18 protein-coding genes and 1 pseudogene are annotated in these 18,334 nt (G+C 64.4%); 13 read left to right on the top strand and 6 right to left on the bottom strand.

Annotated features, from left to right (window positions below):
* From LQR33_RS15805 to LQR33_RS15795, 3 genes and pseudogenes are all read left to right on the top strand, one after another.
* Window positions 1–2,033: pseudogene (locus LQR33_RS15805) on the top strand (carbamoyl phosphate synthase preATP-grasp domain-containing protein); the annotation flags it as partial.
* A gap of 142 nt (window positions 2,034–2,175) precedes the next feature.
* Window positions 2,176–2,652 (top strand): transcription elongation factor GreA, encoded by a 477-nt coding sequence (gene greA, locus LQR33_RS15800; RefSeq protein ID WP_166439742.1) that lies wholly within the window; start codon window positions 2,176–2,178, stop codon window positions 2,650–2,652.
* Between the two features lie 68 nt (window positions 2,653–2,720).
* A complete protein-coding gene (locus LQR33_RS15795; protein ID WP_166439741.1) occupies window positions 2,721–3,149 on the top strand; it encodes a DUF4149 domain-containing protein in 429 nt (142 codons plus the stop codon).
* 62 nt (window positions 3,150–3,211) lie between these two features.
* Here LQR33_RS15795 and yhbY read toward each other — a convergent pair whose 3' ends face one another.
* Window positions 3,212–3,532: a ribosome assembly RNA-binding protein YhbY gene (gene yhbY, locus LQR33_RS15790; protein WP_166439740.1), complete on the bottom strand. Its 321-nt coding sequence runs from the start codon at window positions 3,530–3,532 to the stop codon at window positions 3,212–3,214.
* A gap of 155 nt (window positions 3,533–3,687) precedes the next feature.
* Here yhbY and rlmE point away from each other — a divergent pair, with 155 nt between their 5' ends.
* The 6 genes from rlmE to LQR33_RS15760 all read left to right on the top strand — a co-directional run bounded on the left by rlmE (window position 3,688) and on the right by LQR33_RS15760 (window position 11,263).
* Window positions 3,688–4,305 carry a 23S rRNA (uridine(2552)-2'-O)-methyltransferase RlmE gene (rlmE, locus tag LQR33_RS15785; protein ID WP_166439739.1) on the top strand — a complete coding sequence of 206 codons (618 nt, stop codon included), beginning with the start codon at window positions 3,688–3,690 and terminating at the stop codon, window positions 4,303–4,305.
* A gap of 81 nt (window positions 4,306–4,386) precedes the next feature.
* Complete coding sequence (ftsH, locus tag LQR33_RS15780) at window positions 4,387–6,306, top strand: ATP-dependent zinc metalloprotease FtsH (RefSeq protein WP_166439738.1); 1,920 nt, start codon at window positions 4,387–4,389, stop codon at window positions 6,304–6,306.
* A 102-nt stretch (window positions 6,307–6,408) separates the two neighbouring features.
* Window positions 6,409–7,245 carry a dihydropteroate synthase gene (gene folP / locus LQR33_RS15775; RefSeq protein WP_166439737.1) on the top strand — a complete coding sequence of 279 codons (837 nt, stop codon included), beginning with the start codon at window positions 6,409–6,411 and terminating at the stop codon, window positions 7,243–7,245.
* A gap of 87 nt (window positions 7,246–7,332) precedes the next feature.
* A complete protein-coding gene (gene glmM, locus LQR33_RS15770; protein WP_166439736.1) occupies window positions 7,333–8,670 on the top strand; it encodes a phosphoglucosamine mutase in 1,338 nt (445 codons plus the stop codon).
* Between the two features lie 146 nt (window positions 8,671–8,816).
* Window positions 8,817–10,730 carry an ExeM/NucH family extracellular endonuclease gene (locus LQR33_RS15765; protein ID WP_231469634.1) on the top strand — a complete coding sequence of 638 codons (1,914 nt, stop codon included), beginning with the start codon at window positions 8,817–8,819 and terminating at the stop codon, window positions 10,728–10,730.
* Window positions 10,727–11,263: a rhomboid family intramembrane serine protease gene (locus LQR33_RS15760; RefSeq protein WP_221664064.1), complete on the top strand. Its 537-nt coding sequence runs from the start codon at window positions 10,727–10,729 to the stop codon at window positions 11,261–11,263. Before LQR33_RS15765 ends, LQR33_RS15760 begins: the two co-directional genes overlap by 4 nt.
* Here the strand turns inward: LQR33_RS15760 and alr are convergent.
* Complete coding sequence (gene alr, locus LQR33_RS15755) at window positions 11,229–12,302, bottom strand: alanine racemase (RefSeq protein ID WP_166439733.1); 1,074 nt, start codon at window positions 12,300–12,302, stop codon at window positions 11,229–11,231. The genes LQR33_RS15760 and alr overlap by 35 nt on opposite strands.
* Before the next feature lie 113 nt (window positions 12,303–12,415).
* Between alr and LQR33_RS15750 the strand changes: the two genes are divergently transcribed.
* On the top strand, window positions 12,416–13,033 hold the full coding sequence (locus tag LQR33_RS15750) for a DedA family protein (RefSeq protein WP_221664063.1): 618 nt from the start codon (window positions 12,416–12,418) through the stop codon (window positions 13,031–13,033).
* A 61-nt stretch (window positions 13,034–13,094) separates the two neighbouring features.
* Here LQR33_RS15750 and LQR33_RS15745 read toward each other — a convergent pair whose 3' ends face one another.
* The gene (locus LQR33_RS15745) at window positions 13,095–13,421 is read right to left on the bottom strand and encodes an FKBP-type peptidyl-prolyl cis-trans isomerase (protein WP_046155559.1); all 327 of its coding nucleotides are present in this window, start codon (window positions 13,419–13,421) and stop codon (window positions 13,095–13,097) included.
* A 138-nt stretch (window positions 13,422–13,559) separates the two neighbouring features.
* On the opposite strand from LQR33_RS15745, the gene LQR33_RS15740 reads away from it, so the two are divergent.
* Window positions 13,560–14,345: a DUF2189 domain-containing protein gene (locus tag LQR33_RS15740; RefSeq protein ID WP_166439731.1), complete on the top strand. Its 786-nt coding sequence runs from the start codon at window positions 13,560–13,562 to the stop codon at window positions 14,343–14,345.
* A 10-nt stretch (window positions 14,346–14,355) separates the two neighbouring features.
* Window positions 14,356–15,306, top strand: a complete 951-nt coding sequence (locus tag LQR33_RS15735) for a D-2-hydroxyacid dehydrogenase (protein WP_221668053.1) — start codon at window positions 14,356–14,358, stop codon at window positions 15,304–15,306.
* A 227-nt stretch (window positions 15,307–15,533) separates the two neighbouring features.
* Here the strand turns inward: LQR33_RS15735 and LQR33_RS15730 are convergent, their stop codons facing one another.
* Window positions 15,534–16,013 (bottom strand): DUF1841 family protein, encoded by a 480-nt coding sequence (locus tag LQR33_RS15730; protein WP_205692519.1) that lies wholly within the window; start codon window positions 16,011–16,013, stop codon window positions 15,534–15,536.
* A gap of 125 nt (window positions 16,014–16,138) precedes the next feature.
* Between LQR33_RS15730 and LQR33_RS15725 the strand changes: the two genes are divergently transcribed.
* Complete coding sequence (locus LQR33_RS15725) at window positions 16,139–16,618, top strand: glutathione peroxidase (protein WP_221664061.1); 480 nt, start codon at window positions 16,139–16,141, stop codon at window positions 16,616–16,618.
* A 46-nt stretch (window positions 16,619–16,664) separates the two neighbouring features.
* On the opposite strand, the gene trmB is transcribed toward LQR33_RS15725, so the two are convergent.
* Both trmB and LQR33_RS15715 read right to left on the bottom strand, forming a co-directional pair.
* Window positions 16,665–17,345 (bottom strand): tRNA (guanosine(46)-N7)-methyltransferase TrmB, encoded by a 681-nt coding sequence (trmB, locus tag LQR33_RS15720; RefSeq protein ID WP_166439728.1) that lies wholly within the window; start codon window positions 17,343–17,345, stop codon window positions 16,665–16,667.
* A gap of 37 nt (window positions 17,346–17,382) precedes the next feature.
* Complete coding sequence (locus tag LQR33_RS15715; RefSeq protein ID WP_166439727.1) at window positions 17,383–18,300, bottom strand: NAD-dependent epimerase/dehydratase family protein; 918 nt, start codon at window positions 18,298–18,300, stop codon at window positions 17,383–17,385.
* Window positions 18,301–18,334: the final 34 nt, after the last annotated feature.

Here is an 18,334-nt window from a genome sequence, read left to right as displayed (position 1 = left end):
ATCGCCGCCAAGCTGGCGGTCGGCTTCACGCTGGACGAACTGAAGAACGACATCACCGGCGGCGCCACTCCGGCCTCGTTCGAGCCGTCGATCGACTACGTGGTCACCAAGATTCCGCGGTTCGCGTTTGAAAAATTCCCGCAGGCCGACGACCGCCTGACCACCCAGATGAAGTCGGTGGGCGAGGTGATGGCCATGGGCCGCACGCTGCAGGAATCGATGCAGAAGGCGCTGCGCGGCTTGGAGACCGGCTTGTCTGGCTTCGATTCGGTGACCTCCGACGAAGCCGCCATCCGCCACGAGCTGGGCGCGCCGGGACCGGAGCGCATCCTGTACGTGGCCGATGCGTACCGCATCGGCATGAGCCGCGACGACATCCACGCCGTCAGCAAGATCGACCCGTGGTTCCTGGCCCAGATCGAAGACATCGTCGGCGAGGAAAAGGCGTTGGCTGGCCGCAAGACCGAGGAGATGGAGTACAGCGAACTGCGCCGCCTGAANNCGCGTCGACACCTGCGCCGCCGAATTCGCCACCAATACCGCCTACATGTACTCCACCTACGAGGAGGAGTGCGAGTCCAATCCGTCCAATCGCAAGAAGGTGATGGTGCTGGGCGGCGGACCCAACCGCATTGGGCAGGGCATCGAGTTCGACTACTGCTGCGTGCATGCGGCATTGAGCCTGCGCGAATCCGGCTTCGAGACCATCATGGTCAACTGCAATCCGGAAACCGTGTCCACCGACTACGACACTTCAGACCGCCTGTATTTCGAGCCGCTGACGCTGGAAGACGTGCTGGAAATTTGCCGCATCGAGAAGCCGTTCGGCGTCATCGTACAGTACGGCGGCCAGACTCCGCTGAAACTGGCGCGCGCGCTNNCGCACCGCGCGCGCGCCGGCCGAGGCGATGAAGCTGGCCGAGGAAATCGGCTATCCGCTGGTGGTGCGCCCGTCCTACGTATTGGGCGGCCGAGCGATGGAAATCGTCCACGAGCCGGCCGACCTGGAGCGCTATATGCGCGAGGCGGTGAAGGTGTCCAACGATAGCCCGGTGCTGCTGGACCGCTTCCTCAACGACGCGATCGAAGTCGACGTGGACTGCGTGTCCGATGGCGAAACCGTGGTGATCGGCGGCATCATGCAGCACGTGGAGCAAGCCGGCGTCCACTCAGGCGACTCCGCTTGCTCGCTGCCGGCGTACAGTCTGTTCCCGGCGCTGCAGGACGAAATCCGCCGCCAGACCGAGGCGATGGCCCGCGCGCTGAACGTGGTCGGCCTGATGAACGTGCAGTTTGCGATCCAGGGCGACACCATCTACGTGCTGGAAGTGAATCCGCGCGCCTCCCGCACCGTGCCCTTCGTCTCCAAGGTGACCTCGGCGCCGTTGGCCAAGATCGCCGCTCGCGCGATGGCCGGCATCAGCTTGGTCGAGCAAGGTTTCACCAAGGAGGTGATCCCGCCGTTCTACGCGGTGAAGGAAGCGGTGTTCCCCTTCATCAAGTTCCCGGGCGTCGATACCATCTTGGGGCCGGAAATGAAGTCCACCGGCGAGGTGATGGGCGTGGGCAAGACCTTCGCCGAAGCCTACGTCAAGGCGCAGCTGGGCGCGGGCGACCGTCTGCCCAAGACCGGCAAGGTGTTCCTGTCGGTGCGCGACGGCGACAAGAACGGCGCGGTGGATGTGGCGCGCGAACTGCAGCGCCTGGGCTTCGGCGTCTGCTGCACACGCGGCACCGCCAAGCATCTGACCGAAGCCGGCCTGATCGTGCAAGTGGTGAACAAGGTGAACGAAGGTCGTCCGCACATCGTCGACATGATCAAGAACGGCGAAGTAGATCTGGTGATCAATACCGTGGACGAGAAGCGCACCGCGATCCAGGACAGCCACTCGATCCGCCGCTCCGCGCTGCAGGCGCGCGTGCCGCAATACACCACGCTGTCCGCCGCCAAGGCGGTGTGCGTGGGCATGAAGCACGCCGAGTCCTTCGATGTGTACAGCGTGCAGCAGCTGCACGCGCAGATCGCCGGCTGATGGAGAGCAGGCACCGGTAGGCTTTGATGCGGAAGCGATTTGCCGTTACAATTCCGCTCAAACCCGCTCGCGCAAGCCGCCGTCCCGTACGGCGGCTTGTGCTTTTGATGAAGGCGGACAACCGCCTGTGGAGAATACTGTAATGATCAAAGTCCCGTTGACTGTACGCGGCGCCGAGCTTCTGAAGGAAGAACTGCAACGCCTGAAGAGCGTGGAGCGTCCGTCGGTGATCGAGGCGATCGCCGAGGCTCGCTCGCATGGCGACCTGTCTGAAAATGCCGAGTACGACGCGGCCAAGGAACGCCAGGCCTTCGTCGAAGGCCGCATCGCCGAGCTGGAAGGCAAGCTGTCCAACGCCGTGATCATCAATCCGGCCGAACTGGACGCCGACGGCCGCGTGGTGTTCGGCGCCACCGTCGACCTGATGGATCTGGAAACCGAAGAGAATGTCACCTACCAGATCGTCGGCGACGACGAAGCCGACATCAAGGTGTGCAAAGTATCGGTGAACTCGCCGATCTCGCGCGCGCTGATCGGCAAGGAGGCTGGCGACGTGGCCGAAGTGGTGGCCCCGGGCGGCATCCGCGAGTACGAAGTGCTCGACGTCAAATACATCTGATCCGGACCGCGCGGCATTGACCGCGCGTTTTTCATCGGCCGCTTCTGTTGCCGAGCATGGGGGTGGAAATGGACGGCTTGCGTGCAGTGGCCAAGACCTTGTGGATTGGCGGTTTGTGGGTGATCGGGCTGATCGTGGCCCCGGTGCTGTTCAAGTCTCTGGACGCAGTCACCGCCGGCATGGTGGCGGGACGGCTGTTCGCGGCCATCGCCTGGGTCGGGCTGGTGTGCGGGGTGTTCCTGTTGGTCGACCAGGTATGGCGCAACGGCGTGAACGGTTTGAAGCAGGGCGCGTTTTGGCTGATCGTAGGCATGCTGGCCTGCACGCTGATCAACCAGTTCGGCGTCGCGCCCATCATCGTCACCCTGAAGCAGCAGATGAATCACGCGGCGGAAGGGCTGTTCGGCGGCGGTTTCGCCACCTGGCATGCGATTTCCAGCCTGATTTACCTGGTGCAGAGCGTGCTTGGCCTCGCCTATATCTGGCGCAGCGAGTGACGGGACAATAAAAAAAGCGGTGGCAAGGCCACCGCTTTTTTTCATCCGCCAGGCGGGAGGACTCAGTCCTTCATCGCCTGCTTGTTCTTCGGCAGCGCGATGCGCGCCTTGTCGCTGGGGCGCCACAGCACCAGCAGCTTGCCGATGTGCTGCACCGGAGCGCAGCCCAGCTCGTCGCAGATCTGCTCGAACATGGCGATGCGGGCTTCGCGGTCGTCGCCCTGCACACGGACCTTGATCAGTTCGTGGGCGTCCAGGCTGATGGCGATCTCGCGCACCACGGACTCGGTCAGGCCGTTGTTGCCCACCATCACCACCGGGTCGATGCCGTGCGCCAGACCCTGCAGGTACTTGCGCTGAAACGGCTTGATGTCAATTTTCATGGAAACATGGAATTCAAAGCAAAACGCGATTCTACTAGAATTTGGCTCCGGGCCCAAAGTTTGGGGCTGAAATAACCGAAAAACAACAGGATAGCGCGCCATCCGGCGCGCATCGGCTATCCTGACGATTGAACCGACAGAAAGCACCGCCGCGTATGGCAAGAAGCAAGAGCAGCAACAGCTGGTTGCAGGAGCACGTCAACGATCCCTATGTGAACATGGCGCAGAAGGACGGCTACCGCGCCCGCGCAGCCTACAAGCTGCTGGAAATCAACGACAAGGACAAACTGATCCGCCCCGGCACCGTGCTGGCGGACCTGGGCTCCACGCCGGGCAGCTGGTCGCAGGTGGCGGCGCGCATCGTCGGCGATTCGGGCAAGGTGTTCGCGCTGGACATCCTGGAGATGGATCCTGTACCCGGCGTCGATTTCATCCAGGGCGACTTCCGCGAGGAAGAGGTTTTGCGCGAATTCGTGCAATTGCTGGGCGGACGCGAGCTCGATCTTGTAATTTCCGACATGGCGCCCAATATGTCAGGCATGAGCGCCATCGACCAGGCCAGGAGTTTCCTGCTATGCGAGCTGGCGTTGGAATTTGCGCGCGATCATTTGAAACCCGGCGGACATTTTCTCGTCAAAGTGTTCCAGGGAAGCGATTTCCAGTCCTATCTCAAGGCCATGCGAGAGCTGTTCGACGAGGTGGTGACGCGCAAGCCCAAGGCGTCGCGGGACCGTTCCAGTGAAATCTATCTGCTGGGCAAGGGTCGCCGCTGACATAAAAGGGCGCGCAGCGTACAATCGTAGCCATTCAATACAAGCAACCAAAAAGTCAGGGCACAGAGGAGTCCGCCACTCGTGAACAATATCGGCAAAAACATCGCCATCTGGGTGATCATCGGCTTGGTTCTGATGACCGTCTTCAACCAGTTCAACAAGCGCCAGGACACCCAGAACCAGCTCGAGTACTCGCAGTTCGTCAGCGACGTCGAGTCGGGCAAGGTGCAATCCCTGACCATCGAGGGGCATCCTCTGCGCGGCCAGTGGTTGAAGGGCAAACTGACCGACGGTACCGCGTTCTCCACTTTCGCGCCGTATGACCCGCAACTGGTCGACGACCTGATCAAGAACAACGTGCGCTTCTCCGCCAAGCCGGAAGAAGAGCCGTCGATGCTGATGAGCATCTTCATCAGCTGGTTCCCGATGCTGTTGTTGATCGGCGTGTGGGTGTTCTTCATGCGCCAGATGCAGGGCGGCGGCAAGGGCGGCGCGTTCTCGTTCGGCAAGAGCAAGGCGCGCATGCTGGACCAGGACGCCAACACCGTTGTGTTCGCCGATGTGGCGGGCTGCGACGAGGCCAAGGAAGAGGTGAAGGAGATCGTCGATTACCTGCGCGATCCTTCCCGCTACCAGAGCCTGGGCGGCCGCATCCCGCGCGGCATCCTGCTGGCCGGCTCTCCCGGTACCGGCAAGACGCTGCTGGCCAAGGCCATCGCCGGCGAGGCCAAGGTGCCGTTCTTCAGCATCTCCGGCTCGGACTTCGTTGAAATGTTCGTCGGCGTGGGCGCGGCCCGCGTGCGCGACATGTTCGAGCAGGCGAAGAAGAACTCGCCGTGCATCATCTTCATCGACGAGATCGACGCGGTCGGCCGTCAGCGCGGAGCCGGTCTCGGCGGCGGCAACGACGAGCGCGAGCAGACGCTGAACCAGCTCTTGGTGGAGATGGACGGCTTCGACACCAATTCCACGGTGATCGTGATCGCCGCGACCAACCGTCCTGACGTGCTGGACCCTGCGCTGCAGCGCCCGGGCCGCTTCGACCGCCAGGTGATCGTGCCGCTGCCGGACATCCGCGGCCGCGAGCAGATCCTGAACGTGCACATGCGCAAGGTGCCGATCGCCGCCGACGTCAACGCCGAGGTGATCGCGCGCGGCACGCCGGGCTTCTCCGGCGCCGACCTCGCCAACCTGATCAACGAGGCCGCTCTGTTCGCCGCCCGCCGCAACAAGCGCCTGGTGGACATGGAAGACCTGGAGTCCGCCAAGGACAAGATCATGATGGGCGCAGAGCGCCGCAGCATGGTGATGACCGAGGAAGAGAAGCGCAACACGGCTTACCACGAATCGGGCCACGCCGTCGTCGCCAAGCTGCTGCCGAAGTCCGATCCGGTGCACAAGGTCACCATCATTCCGCGCGGCCGCGCGCTGGGCGTGACCATGCAGCTGCCGGAGCAGGACCGCTTCGCCTACGACCGCGGCTATCTGATGGACCGTCTGGCCATCCTGTTCGGCGGCCGCATTGCCGAAGAGCTGTTCATGAACCAGATGACCACAGGCGCCAGCAACGACTTCGAGCGCGCGACGCAGATGGCGCGCGACATGGTCACCCGCTACGGCATGTCCGACAAGCTGGGCCCGATGGTGTACGGCGAGAACGAGGGCGAAGTCTTCCTCGGCCGTTCCATCACCACCCACAAGAACCTGTCGGAAGCGACGCTGCAGCAGGTAGACGCCGAGATCCGCCGCATCATCGACGAGCAGTACGCGCTGGCGCGCCGCTTGCTGGAAGAGAACCGCGACAAGGTGGAGGCGATGACCGCCGCGCTGTTGGAGTTCGAAACCATCGACGCCGAGCAGATCAACGACATCATGGAAGGCAAGCCGCCGCGTCCGCCGAAGCCGGGCTCCGGTTTCGCCGCCAAGGCGGAAGACAAGCCGGCCGAACCGGAGGAGCCGGCAGCTTCGTCGGCCACCTCGGACCCGGCCCAGGAAGTCTGATCGCCGCATCCTCCATAACCGGGCAAGCCTTCGCGGGCTTGCCCGGTTTTCTTTCAGCCCCCCCCGCCGCGCCGGCCAGGAACGTCAGCAACGAGAGCCATGATGAAAACCTTGCAATGCGGGCGCTTCGCGCTCGATCTGTCCCGTCCGCTGGTGATGGGCATCCTCAACGTCACGCCGGACTCCTTCTCCGACGGCGGCCGCTTCAACCGCGTCGACGACGCGCTCGCGCGCGCCGAGTCAATGCTGGCCGAAGGCGCGGATATTCTGGATATCGGCGGCGAATCGACACGGCCCGGCGCGCCCTTCGTCAGCCCGGAAGAAGAGATGGCGCGGGTGATGCCGGTGCTGGAGAAACTGCGCGGCATCGGCGCGCCGTTGTCGTTGGACACCCGCCGCGCCGAGGTGATGCGGGAAGCGTTGCGGCTTGGCGCGGTGGATCTGATCAACGATGTGTCGGCGCTGGAGGACGAGGGCGCGCTGCCGCTGGCGGCCGCCAGCCGCGCCGCGGTGTGCCTGATGCACAAGCAGGGGAATCCGGACACGATGCAGAATCGGCCCGAGTACGCCGACGTGGTGTTGGAGGTGGCAGATTATCTGAAGCGCCGCCTCCAGCTGTGCCTGGACGCCGGCATCGCCCGCGAGAGGCTGCTGGTCGATCCCGGCTTCGGCTTCGGCAAGACGCTGGAGCACAATCTAACGCTGCTCTCGCGCTTGGACGAAGTCGAGCAAATCGCCGGCGCGCCGCTGCTGGTGGGCTTGTCGCGCAAGTCGATGCTGGGCGCGATCACCGGCGAGGACGCGCCGTCGGAAAGGCTGGGCGCCAGCGTCGGCGCGGCGCTGGAGTCGGCGCGACGAGGCGCGGCGGTGATACGCGTGCATGACGTCAAGGCGACGCGCCAGGCGCTGCAGCTATGGCAGGCGCTGCGGGATTGTTGATTTGACGCTGGTTTTCCCCCCGGCGGTAGTGGCAAAATGGCGGGCATCGCGCCTGGCAAGGCCTTGAACCGATACAGAGAATACTGAATGAGTCGCAAATATTTCGGCACCGATGGCGTGCGCGGCGAGGTCGGCAAGTTTCCGATCACGCCCGAATTCGTGATGAAGCTGGGTTACGCGGCCGGCCGCGTGCTGGTCAACCATGACAAGGACAGCCGTCCCACGGTGCTGATCGGCAAGGACACGCGGATTTCCGGCTATATGCTGGAGGCTGCGCTGCAGGCGGGTTTCACCGCCGCCGGCGTCAACGTGCTGTTGACCGGCCCGCTGCCGACGCCGGGCATCGCCTATCTGACCCGCGCGCTGCGGCTGGAAGCCGGCGTAGTGATTTCAGCCTCGCACAACCCATTCCAGGATAACGGCATCAAGTTCTTCGCCGAAGGCGGCAACAAGCTGGATGACGCGTTGGAGCTGGAGATCGAGGCGATGCTGGAACAGCCGATGGCCACCAACCCGTCGCTGGAGCTGGGCCGGGCCCGCCGCATCGACGGCGCCGCCGAGCGCTATATCGAGTTCTGCAAGAGCACTTTCCCCAACGAGCTCAGCCTGAAGGGGCTGAAGCTGGTGGTCGATTGCGCCAACGGCGCCACCTACCATATCGCGCCCAAGGTATTCCACGAGCTGGGCGCCGAACTGGTGGAAATCGGCTGCGAGCCCAATGGCTACAACATCAACGACAAGGTGGGCGCCACCTATCCCAAGACGCTGCAGGTGGCGGTGCTGGAGCATCAGGCCGACTTCGGCATCGCGCTGGACGGCGACGGCGACCGCCTGATCATGGTGGATGCCGCCGGCCGCATCTACGACGGCGACCAACTGATCTACGTGATCGCCAAGGCCCGCGCCGCGCGCGGCGAGCTGAAGGGCGGCGTGGTCGGCACCGTGATGACCAATATGGCGATGGAGCTGGCACTGCAAAAGCAGGACGTGCCCTTCGGCCGCGCCAAGGTTGGCGACCGCTACGTGTTGGAAATGCTGCATGCCGATGGCTGGCAGGTGGGCGGCGAAGCCTCCGGCCACATCCTGTGCCTGGACAAGCACAGCACCGGCGACGGCATCATCTCCAGCTTGCAGGTGTTGGCGGCGGTGCAGCAGCTGGGTACGGGCCTGGCCGACATCTGCGCCGACTGGCAGCCTTTCCCGCAGACGTTGATCAACGTCCGTCACAACGGCTGCGACTGGAAGGGCGCTTCCGCCGCTCCGCTGGCGGAGGCGGAGGCCGCTCTGAACGGCCGCGGCCGCGTGGTGCTGCGCCCGTCCGGCACCGAGCCGGTGGTGAGGGTGATGGTGGAGGCCGACGACAAGGCGCTGGCCGACACCTGGGCCAAAGCCATCGCCTCGGCGATCGAGAAGATCGCTTCCTGATCGTTCCGCGCAGCGGGCCGACAAAAATGCCAACCTGTACAGGTTGGCATTTTTTGTGTCAAAAATTTGCTATCTGATAATAATAAACTTGAATGTCATCAATCTGTGGATAGAATTGCCGCACCTCTACTCAGGATGACAAAAAGATGAGAACAATACCCGCATTCACCCTTTCCCGCGTCGCCATCGCCGCTTCGCTGGCGTTGGCCGGCCTGCAGGCGCAGGCAGCCTGCAGCTTGCCCGACGCGCGCATCCACCAGGTTCAGGGCAGCGGTCCGCAAAGCCCGATGCAGGGCAAGACCGTCGCCGTGCAGGGCGTGGTCAGCAGCCTGCTGTACGGCAAGGACGGCCCGGTGGGCTTCTTCATCCAGGAAGCGCCGCAGAACCAGGACGCGGATCCCGTCACTTCCGAGGGCATCTATGTCTACACCGGCAAGCTGGCGTTGCCGGCGTTGAAGGCCGGCGACGTGGTCGGCGTGCGCGGCAAGGTGCTGGAGTTCGGCCGCAAGGGCGACGCGCGCACCGAGACTCAGCTGCAGCCATCGGCCGCGGCCGACGTGCAGCTGTGTGGCTACCAGGGAGAGCTGGCACCGGCGAGCCTGCGGCTGCCCTTGAGCGGCGACCCGGCCCAGCTGGAGTCGCTGGCCGGCATGGCCGTCAAGTTCGAGCAGCCGCTGTTCGTCGTCGACAGCTACAACTACGGCCGCTACGGCGAGCTGGCGCTGTCCAGCCAGACTCGCCAGTGGGTGCCGACCCAGCGATACCGCCCCGGCAGCGCCGAAGCCCAGGCGTTGCGCGCGGCCAATCCGCGCGACCGCTTGCTGCTGGACGACGGCAAGACCTGGCAGAACGCCGACGCCTGGCTGCCGGGACCGGGAGGCCTGTCCGCCGCCAACACGCTGCGGGTGGGGGACCGCCTGGACGGCCTGACTGGCGTGGTGTCGTTCAGCAACGGCACCTACCGCGTCCAGCCGTTGCACCTGCCGCAGGTTGCCGCCGCCAATCCCCGCGCGGCGGCGCCGGCGCGCAAGGCGGGCCAGCTGCGGGTGGCCAGTTTCAACGTGCTCAATTTCTTCAACGGCGACGGCCTGGGCGGCGGCTTTCCGACCGAGCGCGGCGCCAAGACCCGCGACGACTTCCTGCGGCAGAAGGCCAAGATCGTCAGCGCCATCCGCCAGCTGGATGCCGACGTGCTGGGTTTGATGGAGCTGGAAAACGATGGTTTCGGACCGCAGTCGGCGGTCAAGGAGCTGGTCGACGCGCTGAACGCGGGACAGGGCGCGGACAAGCAGTACCGCTTCGTCGATCCCGGCTTGCCCAGGATAGGCACCGACGCCATCACCACCGGCATGCTCTACCGCCCATCGCGGGTGAAGCCCGATGGCGCCGCGAAGGCGCTGACGGTGGGCGATCCGAGCAAAAACCGCCTTAGCCTGGCGCAGACTTTCGCCGCAGACGGCAAGAAGCTGACGCTGGTGGTCAACCATTTGAAGTCCAAGGGCAGCAGCTGCGAGCAGGTCAAGGTGAACGGCGCGCCCGACGCGGATACCGGCGACGGCCAGGGCAATTGCAATCTGACCCGCGTGCAGGCGGCGCAGGACCTTGTGCGCTGGGCTAAGCAGCGCGGCGCATCCGCCAAGGAGGGCTTGCTGGTGATGGGCGACATGAACGCCTACGCCAAGGAAGATCCGATCCGCGCCTTCGAGGATGGCGGCTTGTCCAACCTGCTGGCGCGCTTCCAGAAGGATGCTTATTCCTATGTGTATCAGGGCGAGTCCGGCAACCTCGACCACGCGCTGGCCGACGCCGCGCTGACGAAATGGGTGGCCGCCGCCGGCGAATGGCACATCAACGCCGACGAGCCGACCGCGTTGGAGTACAGCAGCGAGTTCAAGTCCGCCGCCCAGCGGCAGAATTACTACGCGCCCGACGCCTATCGTTCGTCCGATCACGATCCCTTGTATGTCGACCTGCAACTGGTGCCGATCGCCGGCGCGGATGAGCTGGCGCTGGGCATGCTGGGGCTGGCGGGCCTGCTGGCCTGGCGACGCCGCAAGTGAGGCAGCCGCCGGCCAGCTTGCTGCCGGCGCTGCTGCCGCTGCTGACGCCTTGGGGCCAAACGGCGCGGCGCTGGCTGTTTGATCCGGCCGCCGGCGGCGAGTGGTGGCGGGCCTTCACCGCCAGCTGGGTGCACGCCGACTGGCGGCACGCGGCGTTGAACAGCGCCAGCCTGCTGTTGCTGGCAGGCCTGGGGGGGCGGCGCGCGGCTTGGCAGCTGTGCGCGCTGGCGCTGTTGCTGCCCTGGCTGATCGCGCTGCAGCAGCTGGCCTTGCCCGAGCCGCAACCGTTTCTCGGCGCGTCGGGCGTAGTCTACGGCTGGTGGGCGGCATTGGCCTGGCTGAAACGGCGCGAAACCGCCGGCCACTGGCTGGCGGCGGCGCTGTTGCTGCGCCTGGCCTGGCAGGGGCTGTGGCCTAACCTGGGGCCAGGAGGCGAGCCGGTGCTGTGGTCGGCCCATGTCGGCGGCGCCTTGCTGGCGCCGCTGCTATTGGCCGGCTTCAGCCGAGCGCGATGCGCGGCACCCGCGGCATGACCGCGCTCATCAGCTCGTAGCTGATGGTGCCGGCGGCGGCGGCCACCTTTTCGATCGGCGCGTTTGGTCCCCACAGTTCCACCCGGCTGCCGACGCCGGCCTGGGGCAGGTGGCTGATGTCCACGGTCAGCATGTCCATCGACACCCGGCCTACCAGTTGGCACGGTTGGCCGTCTATCGCCGCCGGCGCGCCGTTGGCGGCTACCCGCGGGTAGCCGTCGGCGTAGCCGCAGGCGGCCACGCCGATGCGCATGGGCCGGTCGGCGACGAAGCGGCGACCGTAGCCGATCGCGTCGCCGGGCTGCAGCTGCTGCACGGCGATGATGTCGGCCGACAGCGTCATCGCGGGTTTCAGGCCAAGATCGGCGCCGGTCTGGCCGTCGAACGGCGACGCGCCGTAAAGCACGATGCCGGGCCGGCCGATGTCGCCATGGGTATGAGGGTGGCGCAGCAGCGCCGCGGAATTGGCGGCGCAGACCTTCAGGCCGCTGGCGGCGGCCGTCGGTTCGAAACGGCTCCATTGCTCGGCCACGCCATAGTCTTCGTCGGCGGTGGCGAAATGGGTCATGATGGCGGTCAGCCGCGCGCCCGGCAGCGTTTGCAGCCGGGCTTGGGCGGCGGCGGCGTCTTCCGGGCGGAAGCCCAGCCGGTTCATGCCGCTGTTGACCTTCAGCCAGACCTCCACCGGGCGGTCGGCGGAACCTTTGGCCAGCCAGTCCATCTGTTGTTGTGAGTGGACCGCGCCGCCCAGGCGGTAATCGGCCATCGCAGCGGCTTCGGCCGCGTCGAACGGTCCCTCCAGCAGCGAGATGGGATGATCGAATCCCGCTTTGCGCAGCAGCACCGCGTCTTCGATATTGAGCAGGGCAAAACCGTCGGCCTGATCGGCCAACGCCTTTGCAGTGTCCAATAAGCCGTGGCCGTAGGCGTTCGCCTTGATCACGGCGAACAGGCTGCGGGCCTGGGAATGCTGGCGGGTGAACAGGAAATTATGGCGGATGGCCGGGAGGGAAATCTCCAGCCGGATAGGGCGTGTCATGTCAAGAAAGCGTGTAGGAGAGGTGTGCTATTATACACCTCCGTGCATGGACATTAGCCGCCCAGCCGCTTGATTGCGACGATTTGGAATAAAGCCGGCGGACGGAATACTAGATGGATACTCTGCAGATACTTCTCGATTTTTTCGCTGGCTACGGCTACGTGGCCGTGTTCGCGGTGTTGCTGGTTTGCGGTTTCGGCGTGCCGATTCCGGAGGACATCACTTTGGTGGCCGGCGGCGTGATTTCAGGCCTGGGCTACGCCAATGTGCATTACATGTTCGTGGTCGGCATGGCCGGCGTGCTGGTCGGCGACGGCATCATGTTCCTGGCCGGACGGATCTTCGGCCACAAGGTGCTGCGCTTCAAGCCCATCGCCCGCATCCTGACCAAGGAGCGCTTCGAGGCGGTGCAGGAGAAGTTCGAGAAATACGGCAACTGGGTGCTGTTCGTCGCCCGCTTCCTGCCAGGGCTGCGCTCCCCGATCTTCATCACCGCCGGCATGACCCGGCGCGTGTCCTACTGGCGCTTCCTGATGATGGACGGCTTCGCCGCGCTGATCTCGGTGCCGGTCTGGGTGTATCTCGGCTATTACGGTGCGGCCAACCGCGACTGGCTGATGATGATGGTGCATCGCGGCCAGGCGGGCATCCTCACCGTGGTGGCGGTGTTGTTGGTGGTGGTCGGCTTCGTATGGTTCAAGCGCCGCCGCCTGTCCTGCGCGAAAAAGTAAGCGCGCTGACGCATGAAAAAGGCCATCCTCGGGATGGCCTTTTTGCTGAATGGTGCAATGATCAGCCTACCTGCAGCAGCTCCACTTCGAATACCAGCGTCGCGTGCGGCGGGATCACGCCGCCGGCGCCGCGCGCGCCGTAGCCCAGTTCGGACGGGATGGTCAGCTTGCGCTTGCCGCCCACCTTCATGCCTTGCACGCCCTGGTCCCAGCCCTTGATCACGTAGCCGGCGCCCAGTTCGAAGCTGAACGGCTGCATGCGGTCCTTGCTGGAGTCGAACTTGGTGCCGTCGGTCAGCCAGCCGGTGTAGTGAACGGTCACTTCCTGGCCCGCGGCGGCTTCGGCGCCTTCGCCGACCAGCAATTCCTCGATGATCAGTTCGCTCATGCTATTTCCTTCCGGGAGAATGGTGTTGACCGCGGGATTGTAGCAGCCGGCCGGCCGATTTGTGTTTTCCCCTGCGTGGCATATAACGAAAAACAGAGCGTTCGTCTCTATTTTCCACGCGATGCAAAGGGGTGTGCCATGGATGTCACTCACCACGATGTTCCGCCCGTGCGCCCGGTGGCGCGCAAGGTGGAGTTGCGACAGCCGTTGCAATGGCTGAAAAGGGGTTTCCGGGACTTTCAGAAAGCGCCGGCCGACTGCTTGTTCTACGGCGCGGTTTTCGTGCTGATGGGTTATCTACTGGGCGCTTATGTCGAGCAGGCGCCGGAGCTGGTGATCACTTTCGCCACCATCTTCCTGCTGGCCGGCCCCTTCCTGGCTATCGGCCTTTACGACATCGCCAAGCAGATGGAAGCCTTCGATGGCCACGGCCGGGTCAAACTGCTGCACAGCATGGCCGCTTGGCGCACCAATATGCCCGGCTTCAGCCTGTATGCGGTGTTGCTGGCAGTGCTGGTGTTCGGCTGGTTCCGCGTATCGCTGCTGATGTTCGCGCTGTTTTACGATACCGCGGCGCTCCCCAATCTGAATGAAATAGTCGCCGACGCGTTCAATCCTGACAATCTGGAATTCCTGATCGCCTATTTCGCTGTCGGCTTCCTGTTCGCCCAACTGGTGTTCTCAGTCAGCGTCGTCGCCATTCCGTTGCTGCTGGACAAGGAGGTGGACACCATCACCGCGATGATCGCCAGCGTGCAGGCGGTGTACCGCAATCTGCTGACGATGGGTATCTGGGCCGCTATCATAGTCGTGATGACGGTGGTGGGCTTCGTCACCTATTACCTGGGCCTGATCATCATCATGCCGGTGCTGGCGCTGGCCAGCTGGCATGCCTATCGGGATTTGATCACCTTCGAGAGATGACCGCCAAGCAATGACTCATAGCGTCGTATTCCTTGACCGGGACAGCTTGCCTGTCCCGGTTCCTGTTTTTGGCTTTCCCGTCCATTACCGCGAATATCCGGCGACCGCCGCCCATGAGCTCGCGGCTCATGCCGCCGAGGCCGATGTGGTGATCAGCAACAAGGTGCCTTTGTCGCGCGAGACGATAGCAGGGCTGCCTAAGCTCAAGCTGATCGCCATCGCCGCCACCGGCTATAACCATGTCGATCTGGACGCCTGCCGCGAGCGCGGCGTCGCGGTGTGCAATATCCGCCATTACGGCGATCATACCGTCGCCGAGCACGCATTCATGCTGATGATGGCGCTGATGAAAAATCTGCCGGCCTATCAGCGCGACGTCGCCGCTGGCGTCTGGAGCCAGTCCCGGCAGTTCTGCCATTTCGGCGCGCCGATACGCGAGGTGAGCGGCGCGACGCTGGCCATCGTCGGCAGCGGCGGCATCGGCGGCCGGCTGGCCGAGATGGCGCGCGCCTTCGGCATGGAGGTCGTGTTCGCCGAACGCAAGGCGGCGAGAGAGGCCAGAGAAGGGCGAGTGCCGTTCGCCGAGGCGCTGGCGCGGGCCGACGTGGTGTCGCTGCACTGCCCGCTGACCGACGAGACCCGCGGCATGATCGCCCAGCCGGAACTGATGGCGATGAAGCCGGGCGCCATCCTGATCAATACCGCGCGCGGCGGCTTGGTGGACGAGGCCGATCTGGTGGCGGCGCTGAAATATGGGCAACTGGGAGGCGCGGGTTTCGATGTGCTGAGCAGCGAGCCGCCATCGCCGGACAATCCGCTCTTGAAGGCGAGACTGCCCAATCTGATCGTCACCCCTCACGTGGGCTGGGCCAGCGGAGAGGCGATGAGCCGCTTGGCTGCGCAGTTGGTCGCCAATATCGAAGCGTTCGCGCGCGGCGATAGAGTAAACCGTTTGATTTAATCAGTGCTAAGAAATTTTATGATATCGCTTGGCATTCTTTACCGGATAGCCATCTTGCCTTGTCATGTCGCGATAGATTTTGTTGTTTTTGTTTAAAAAGAATTTGATTGTAGTTATGTGATTGACTATTTTTCAAAAGCCCGGTCGGTTTGCCGGCCTGGGCTACCCCGCTTGTTGCACCGTGGACAGTACGCCTGCCACGGTGTTTTTTTGTCCATCGGCCGGAGTCAGTCGCCGATATCGTTGGGATTGACGCGCGGCGCGTCTTCTTCGCCCATGCCCAGCTTGCCACGCACGCAGGTGATGTAGCGATTGACGTCGGGGCCGCCGCCGTAGCGCTGGGCATGCCAGATCATCTCACCCAGGCATTCCATAATCTCGTGCTGGGCGCGATGCTCGTCGCCGTGGCGCAGCGCCAGCTGCGCGTAAAGCGCGCGGATGCCGAAGGGCTGGTCGATGGAGCGCTGCTCGGCGATGGCCACATGCAGGCCCAGGTGCAGGAAGGGGTTGGTCTCGCCCATGTCCGGGGTCCACTCCTGCTCCATGAAGACATCCGGGTTTTCCAGGATGGGATGATACTCAGGGTGGTCTATAAGAATGGAGAGGACGATCTGTTCCAGGTCGGACAAGGTCACGCCGGATTTGGATTTGTGCCAGGTGTCGAAGAAGAAGCGGCGGGCATCCTGGCGGCTGGGGCTGAACAACATCGATAAAGACCTCGGGCGATTGCTGGCGGGGCTCGGCGCGGGCGCGCCGCTTGAGTGCAACAGGGTATCTGAGTCGCAGGCGGCCGCCATTCCGAGCTGCGGCATTATACGGGAGGGAGCTAGCCATGACCACGCTCTATGATTTTAGCGCGAAGCGGGCCGACGGCGCCGAGCAGGCGCTTTCGGCTTACGAGGGTAGGGTGGCGTTGCTGGTGAACACCGCCAGCGAATGCGGCTATACCCGGCAGTACGCCGGCCTGCAGGAGCTGCAGGACTATTTCGCCGGGCAGGATTTTGTCGTGCTCGGATTTCCCTGCAACCAGTTCGGCGGGCAGGAGCCGGGCGGAGAGGATGAGATCATGGCCTTCTGCCAGAGCCGTTTCGGCGTGTCCTTTCCCTTGTTCGCCAAGCTGCAGGTGAACGGCGACGGCGCGCATCCGTTGTGGCGCTGGCTGACCCAGGCCGATTCCGATCGGCCGCATCCCATCAAGTGGAATTTCACCAAGTTCCTGGTCGACGGCCGGGGGCGGGTGGTGAAGCGCTACGAGCCTGCGGTGGAGCCGCATGAACTGGTCGACGACGTCAAGGCATTGCTGGCGAGGTGAAAAGCGAACGGCCCGCGCAGGCGGGCCGTGGCAGGGGGCGGGCGGCTTATTTGCGGCGGAAGACCAGATCCCATACGCCGTGGCCCAGCTTGATGCCGCGGGCTTCGAACTTGGTCAGCGGCCGGTAGTCCGGGCGCGGCGCGTAGCCGTCCGCGGTATTCTCCAGATCGGCGTTGCCGCCCAGCACTTCCAGAATCTGGACCGCGTAGTCTTCCCAGTCGGTGGCGGCGTGGAAATAGCCGCCCGGCTTCAGCTTCTTGGCCAGCTTGGCCACCAGCGGCGCCTGGATCAGGCGGCGCTTGTTGTGGCGCTTCTTGTGCCACGGGTCCGGGAAGAAGATGTGCACGCCGTCCAGGCTGCCGTCGGCCAGCATGTTATCCAGCACTTCCACGGCGTCGTGGCGCATCAGCCGCAGATTGGTCAGCTCCTTCTCTGCGATCAGCTTGCACAGATTGCCGACGCCGGGGCCGTGCACCTCGATGCCAAGGTAGTCATTGCCCGGGTTGGCGGCGGCGATCTCGGCGGTGGCGCCGCCCATGCCGAAGCCGATTTCCAGGATCTTGGGCGCGGCGCGGCCGAAAGCCTGTTCCAGGTCGATCCGCTCAGGGCGATATTCTATGCCCCAGCGCGGCATGCCTTCGTCCATCGCGCGTTGCTGCCCTTGCGACAGGTGGCCTTGGCGCAGCACAAAGCTGCGGATCGCTCGTTTGAAAGCCGGATTTTCCATTTTGCGGGCCTGCTGAAAACTCAAAAAAACCGCGATGTTACCGAATCTCGGCGTAGCTTGCGAGTATTGCCGACCGGCGGGCTTCATCCTGCCGCAGGGCGGAGAGGTAATCGAGCACGCTGGGCCATTGCAGGCGGACGGCCAGCTCGCGCCGGAGCCTGCCGTTGTCCAGGCGGCGGGATTCGGCCAGGAACGACCATTGCTGGGGCGTGACCCGCGCTTTCACTTCCTCGCGGGGAAGCTGGGGCGGCAGCGGGAGACCCAACGTCTCGCCCAGACGGCGGTACCACAGGCCAACCGGCAGCGGCTGGTCGTCGCAGGCGTTGTAGACGCGGATGCCGTTTCTGCGGCGCAGGGCCGCCGCGCACAGCAGGGCCAGATCGTCGGCGTGGATGTGGTTGCTCCAGCTGTCTTCGGCGTCGATGATCAAGGGAGCGGCGGCGGCGAAGCGCGACAGCGGCAGTCGTTCATCGGCGTAGATGCCCGGCGCGCGCAGGATGGTCAACGCGCAGCCGCGGTTGATGGCGAAGCGGCGCAGCTGGCGTTCGGCGTCGGCGCGGCGCAGCGCGCGCTCGTTGCGCGGACGCGTCGCGGAGGTTTCGTCGAGCGTGCCGCCGCCGGCATCGCCGTACACGCCGCTGGTGCTGATGTAGATCAATTGCTGTGGTATGCTGTTCGCTTTTGCCAACGCGTACAACAACTTGCGCATCCTCGGGTCGGTTCGCCCCTGGGCCGGCGGCGGCGCCGTCAGCAGCGCGGCGTCGGCCAGGCCGGCCAGCCGCTCCAGGCTGGGTCCATGGTCCAGATCGCCGATCAGCGGCAGGGCGCCCAGCGCGCGCCAGCGGGCGGCGGCTTGCTCGGTCCGGCATAGGGTCAATATCCGCCAGTTCCGACGCAGCAGCGGCAAGGCGCGCCGGGCGACATCTCCGGCGCCGATGACAAGTAGAGTACGCATGGTGTGCATTTTAGCCAGAATTCGGGATTGAGAA

Source organism: Chromobacterium piscinae (assembly GCF_021129175.1).
Lineage (GTDB): Bacteria > Pseudomonadota > Gammaproteobacteria > Burkholderiales > Chromobacteriaceae > Chromobacterium > Chromobacterium piscinae.
This window is presented reverse-complemented; position numbering and strand designations above follow the sequence as displayed.

What these genes read in the sequence shown, in the direction of transcription:
- greA (WP_166439742.1), top strand. Translation starts at nt 2,176, where the DNA reads ATGATCAAAGTCCCGTTGACTGTACGCGGCGCCGAGCTTCTGAAGGAA.
- LQR33_RS15795 (WP_166439741.1), top strand. Translation starts at nt 2,721, where the DNA reads ATGGACGGCTTGCGTGCAGTGGCCAAGACCTTGTGGATTGGCGGTTTG.
- yhbY (WP_166439740.1), bottom strand. Translation starts at nt 3,532, where the DNA reads ATGAAAATTGACATCAAGCCGTTTCAGCGCAAGTACCTGCAGGGTCTG.
- rlmE (WP_166439739.1), top strand. Translation starts at nt 3,688, where the DNA reads ATGGCAAGAAGCAAGAGCAGCAACAGCTGGTTGCAGGAGCACGTCAAC.
- folP (WP_166439737.1), top strand. Translation starts at nt 6,409, where the DNA reads ATGAAAACCTTGCAATGCGGGCGCTTCGCGCTCGATCTGTCCCGTCCG.
- glmM (WP_166439736.1), top strand. Translation starts at nt 7,333, where the DNA reads ATGAGTCGCAAATATTTCGGCACCGATGGCGTGCGCGGCGAGGTCGGC.
- LQR33_RS15765 (WP_231469634.1), top strand. Translation starts at nt 8,817, where the DNA reads ATGAGAACAATACCCGCATTCACCCTTTCCCGCGTCGCCATCGCCGCT.
- alr (WP_166439733.1), bottom strand. Translation starts at nt 12,302, where the DNA reads ATGACACGCCCTATCCGGCTGGAGATTTCCCTCCCGGCCATCCGCCAT.
- LQR33_RS15750 (WP_221664063.1), top strand. Translation starts at nt 12,416, where the DNA reads ATGGATACTCTGCAGATACTTCTCGATTTTTTCGCTGGCTACGGCTAC.
- LQR33_RS15745 (WP_046155559.1), bottom strand. Translation starts at nt 13,421, where the DNA reads ATGAGCGAACTGATCATCGAGGAATTGCTGGTCGGCGAAGGCGCCGAA.
- LQR33_RS15740 (WP_166439731.1), top strand. Translation starts at nt 13,560, where the DNA reads ATGGATGTCACTCACCACGATGTTCCGCCCGTGCGCCCGGTGGCGCGC.
- LQR33_RS15735 (WP_221668053.1), top strand. Translation starts at nt 14,356, where the DNA reads ATGACTCATAGCGTCGTATTCCTTGACCGGGACAGCTTGCCTGTCCCG.
- LQR33_RS15730 (WP_205692519.1), bottom strand. Translation starts at nt 16,013, where the DNA reads ATGTTGTTCAGCCCCAGCCGCCAGGATGCCCGCCGCTTCTTCTTCGAC.
- LQR33_RS15725 (WP_221664061.1), top strand. Translation starts at nt 16,139, where the DNA reads ATGACCACGCTCTATGATTTTAGCGCGAAGCGGGCCGACGGCGCCGAG.
- trmB (WP_166439728.1), bottom strand. Translation starts at nt 17,345, where the DNA reads ATGGAAAATCCGGCTTTCAAACGAGCGATCCGCAGCTTTGTGCTGCGC.
- LQR33_RS15715 (WP_166439727.1), bottom strand. Translation starts at nt 18,300, where the DNA reads ATGCGTACTCTACTTGTCATCGGCGCCGGAGATGTCGCCCGGCGCGCC.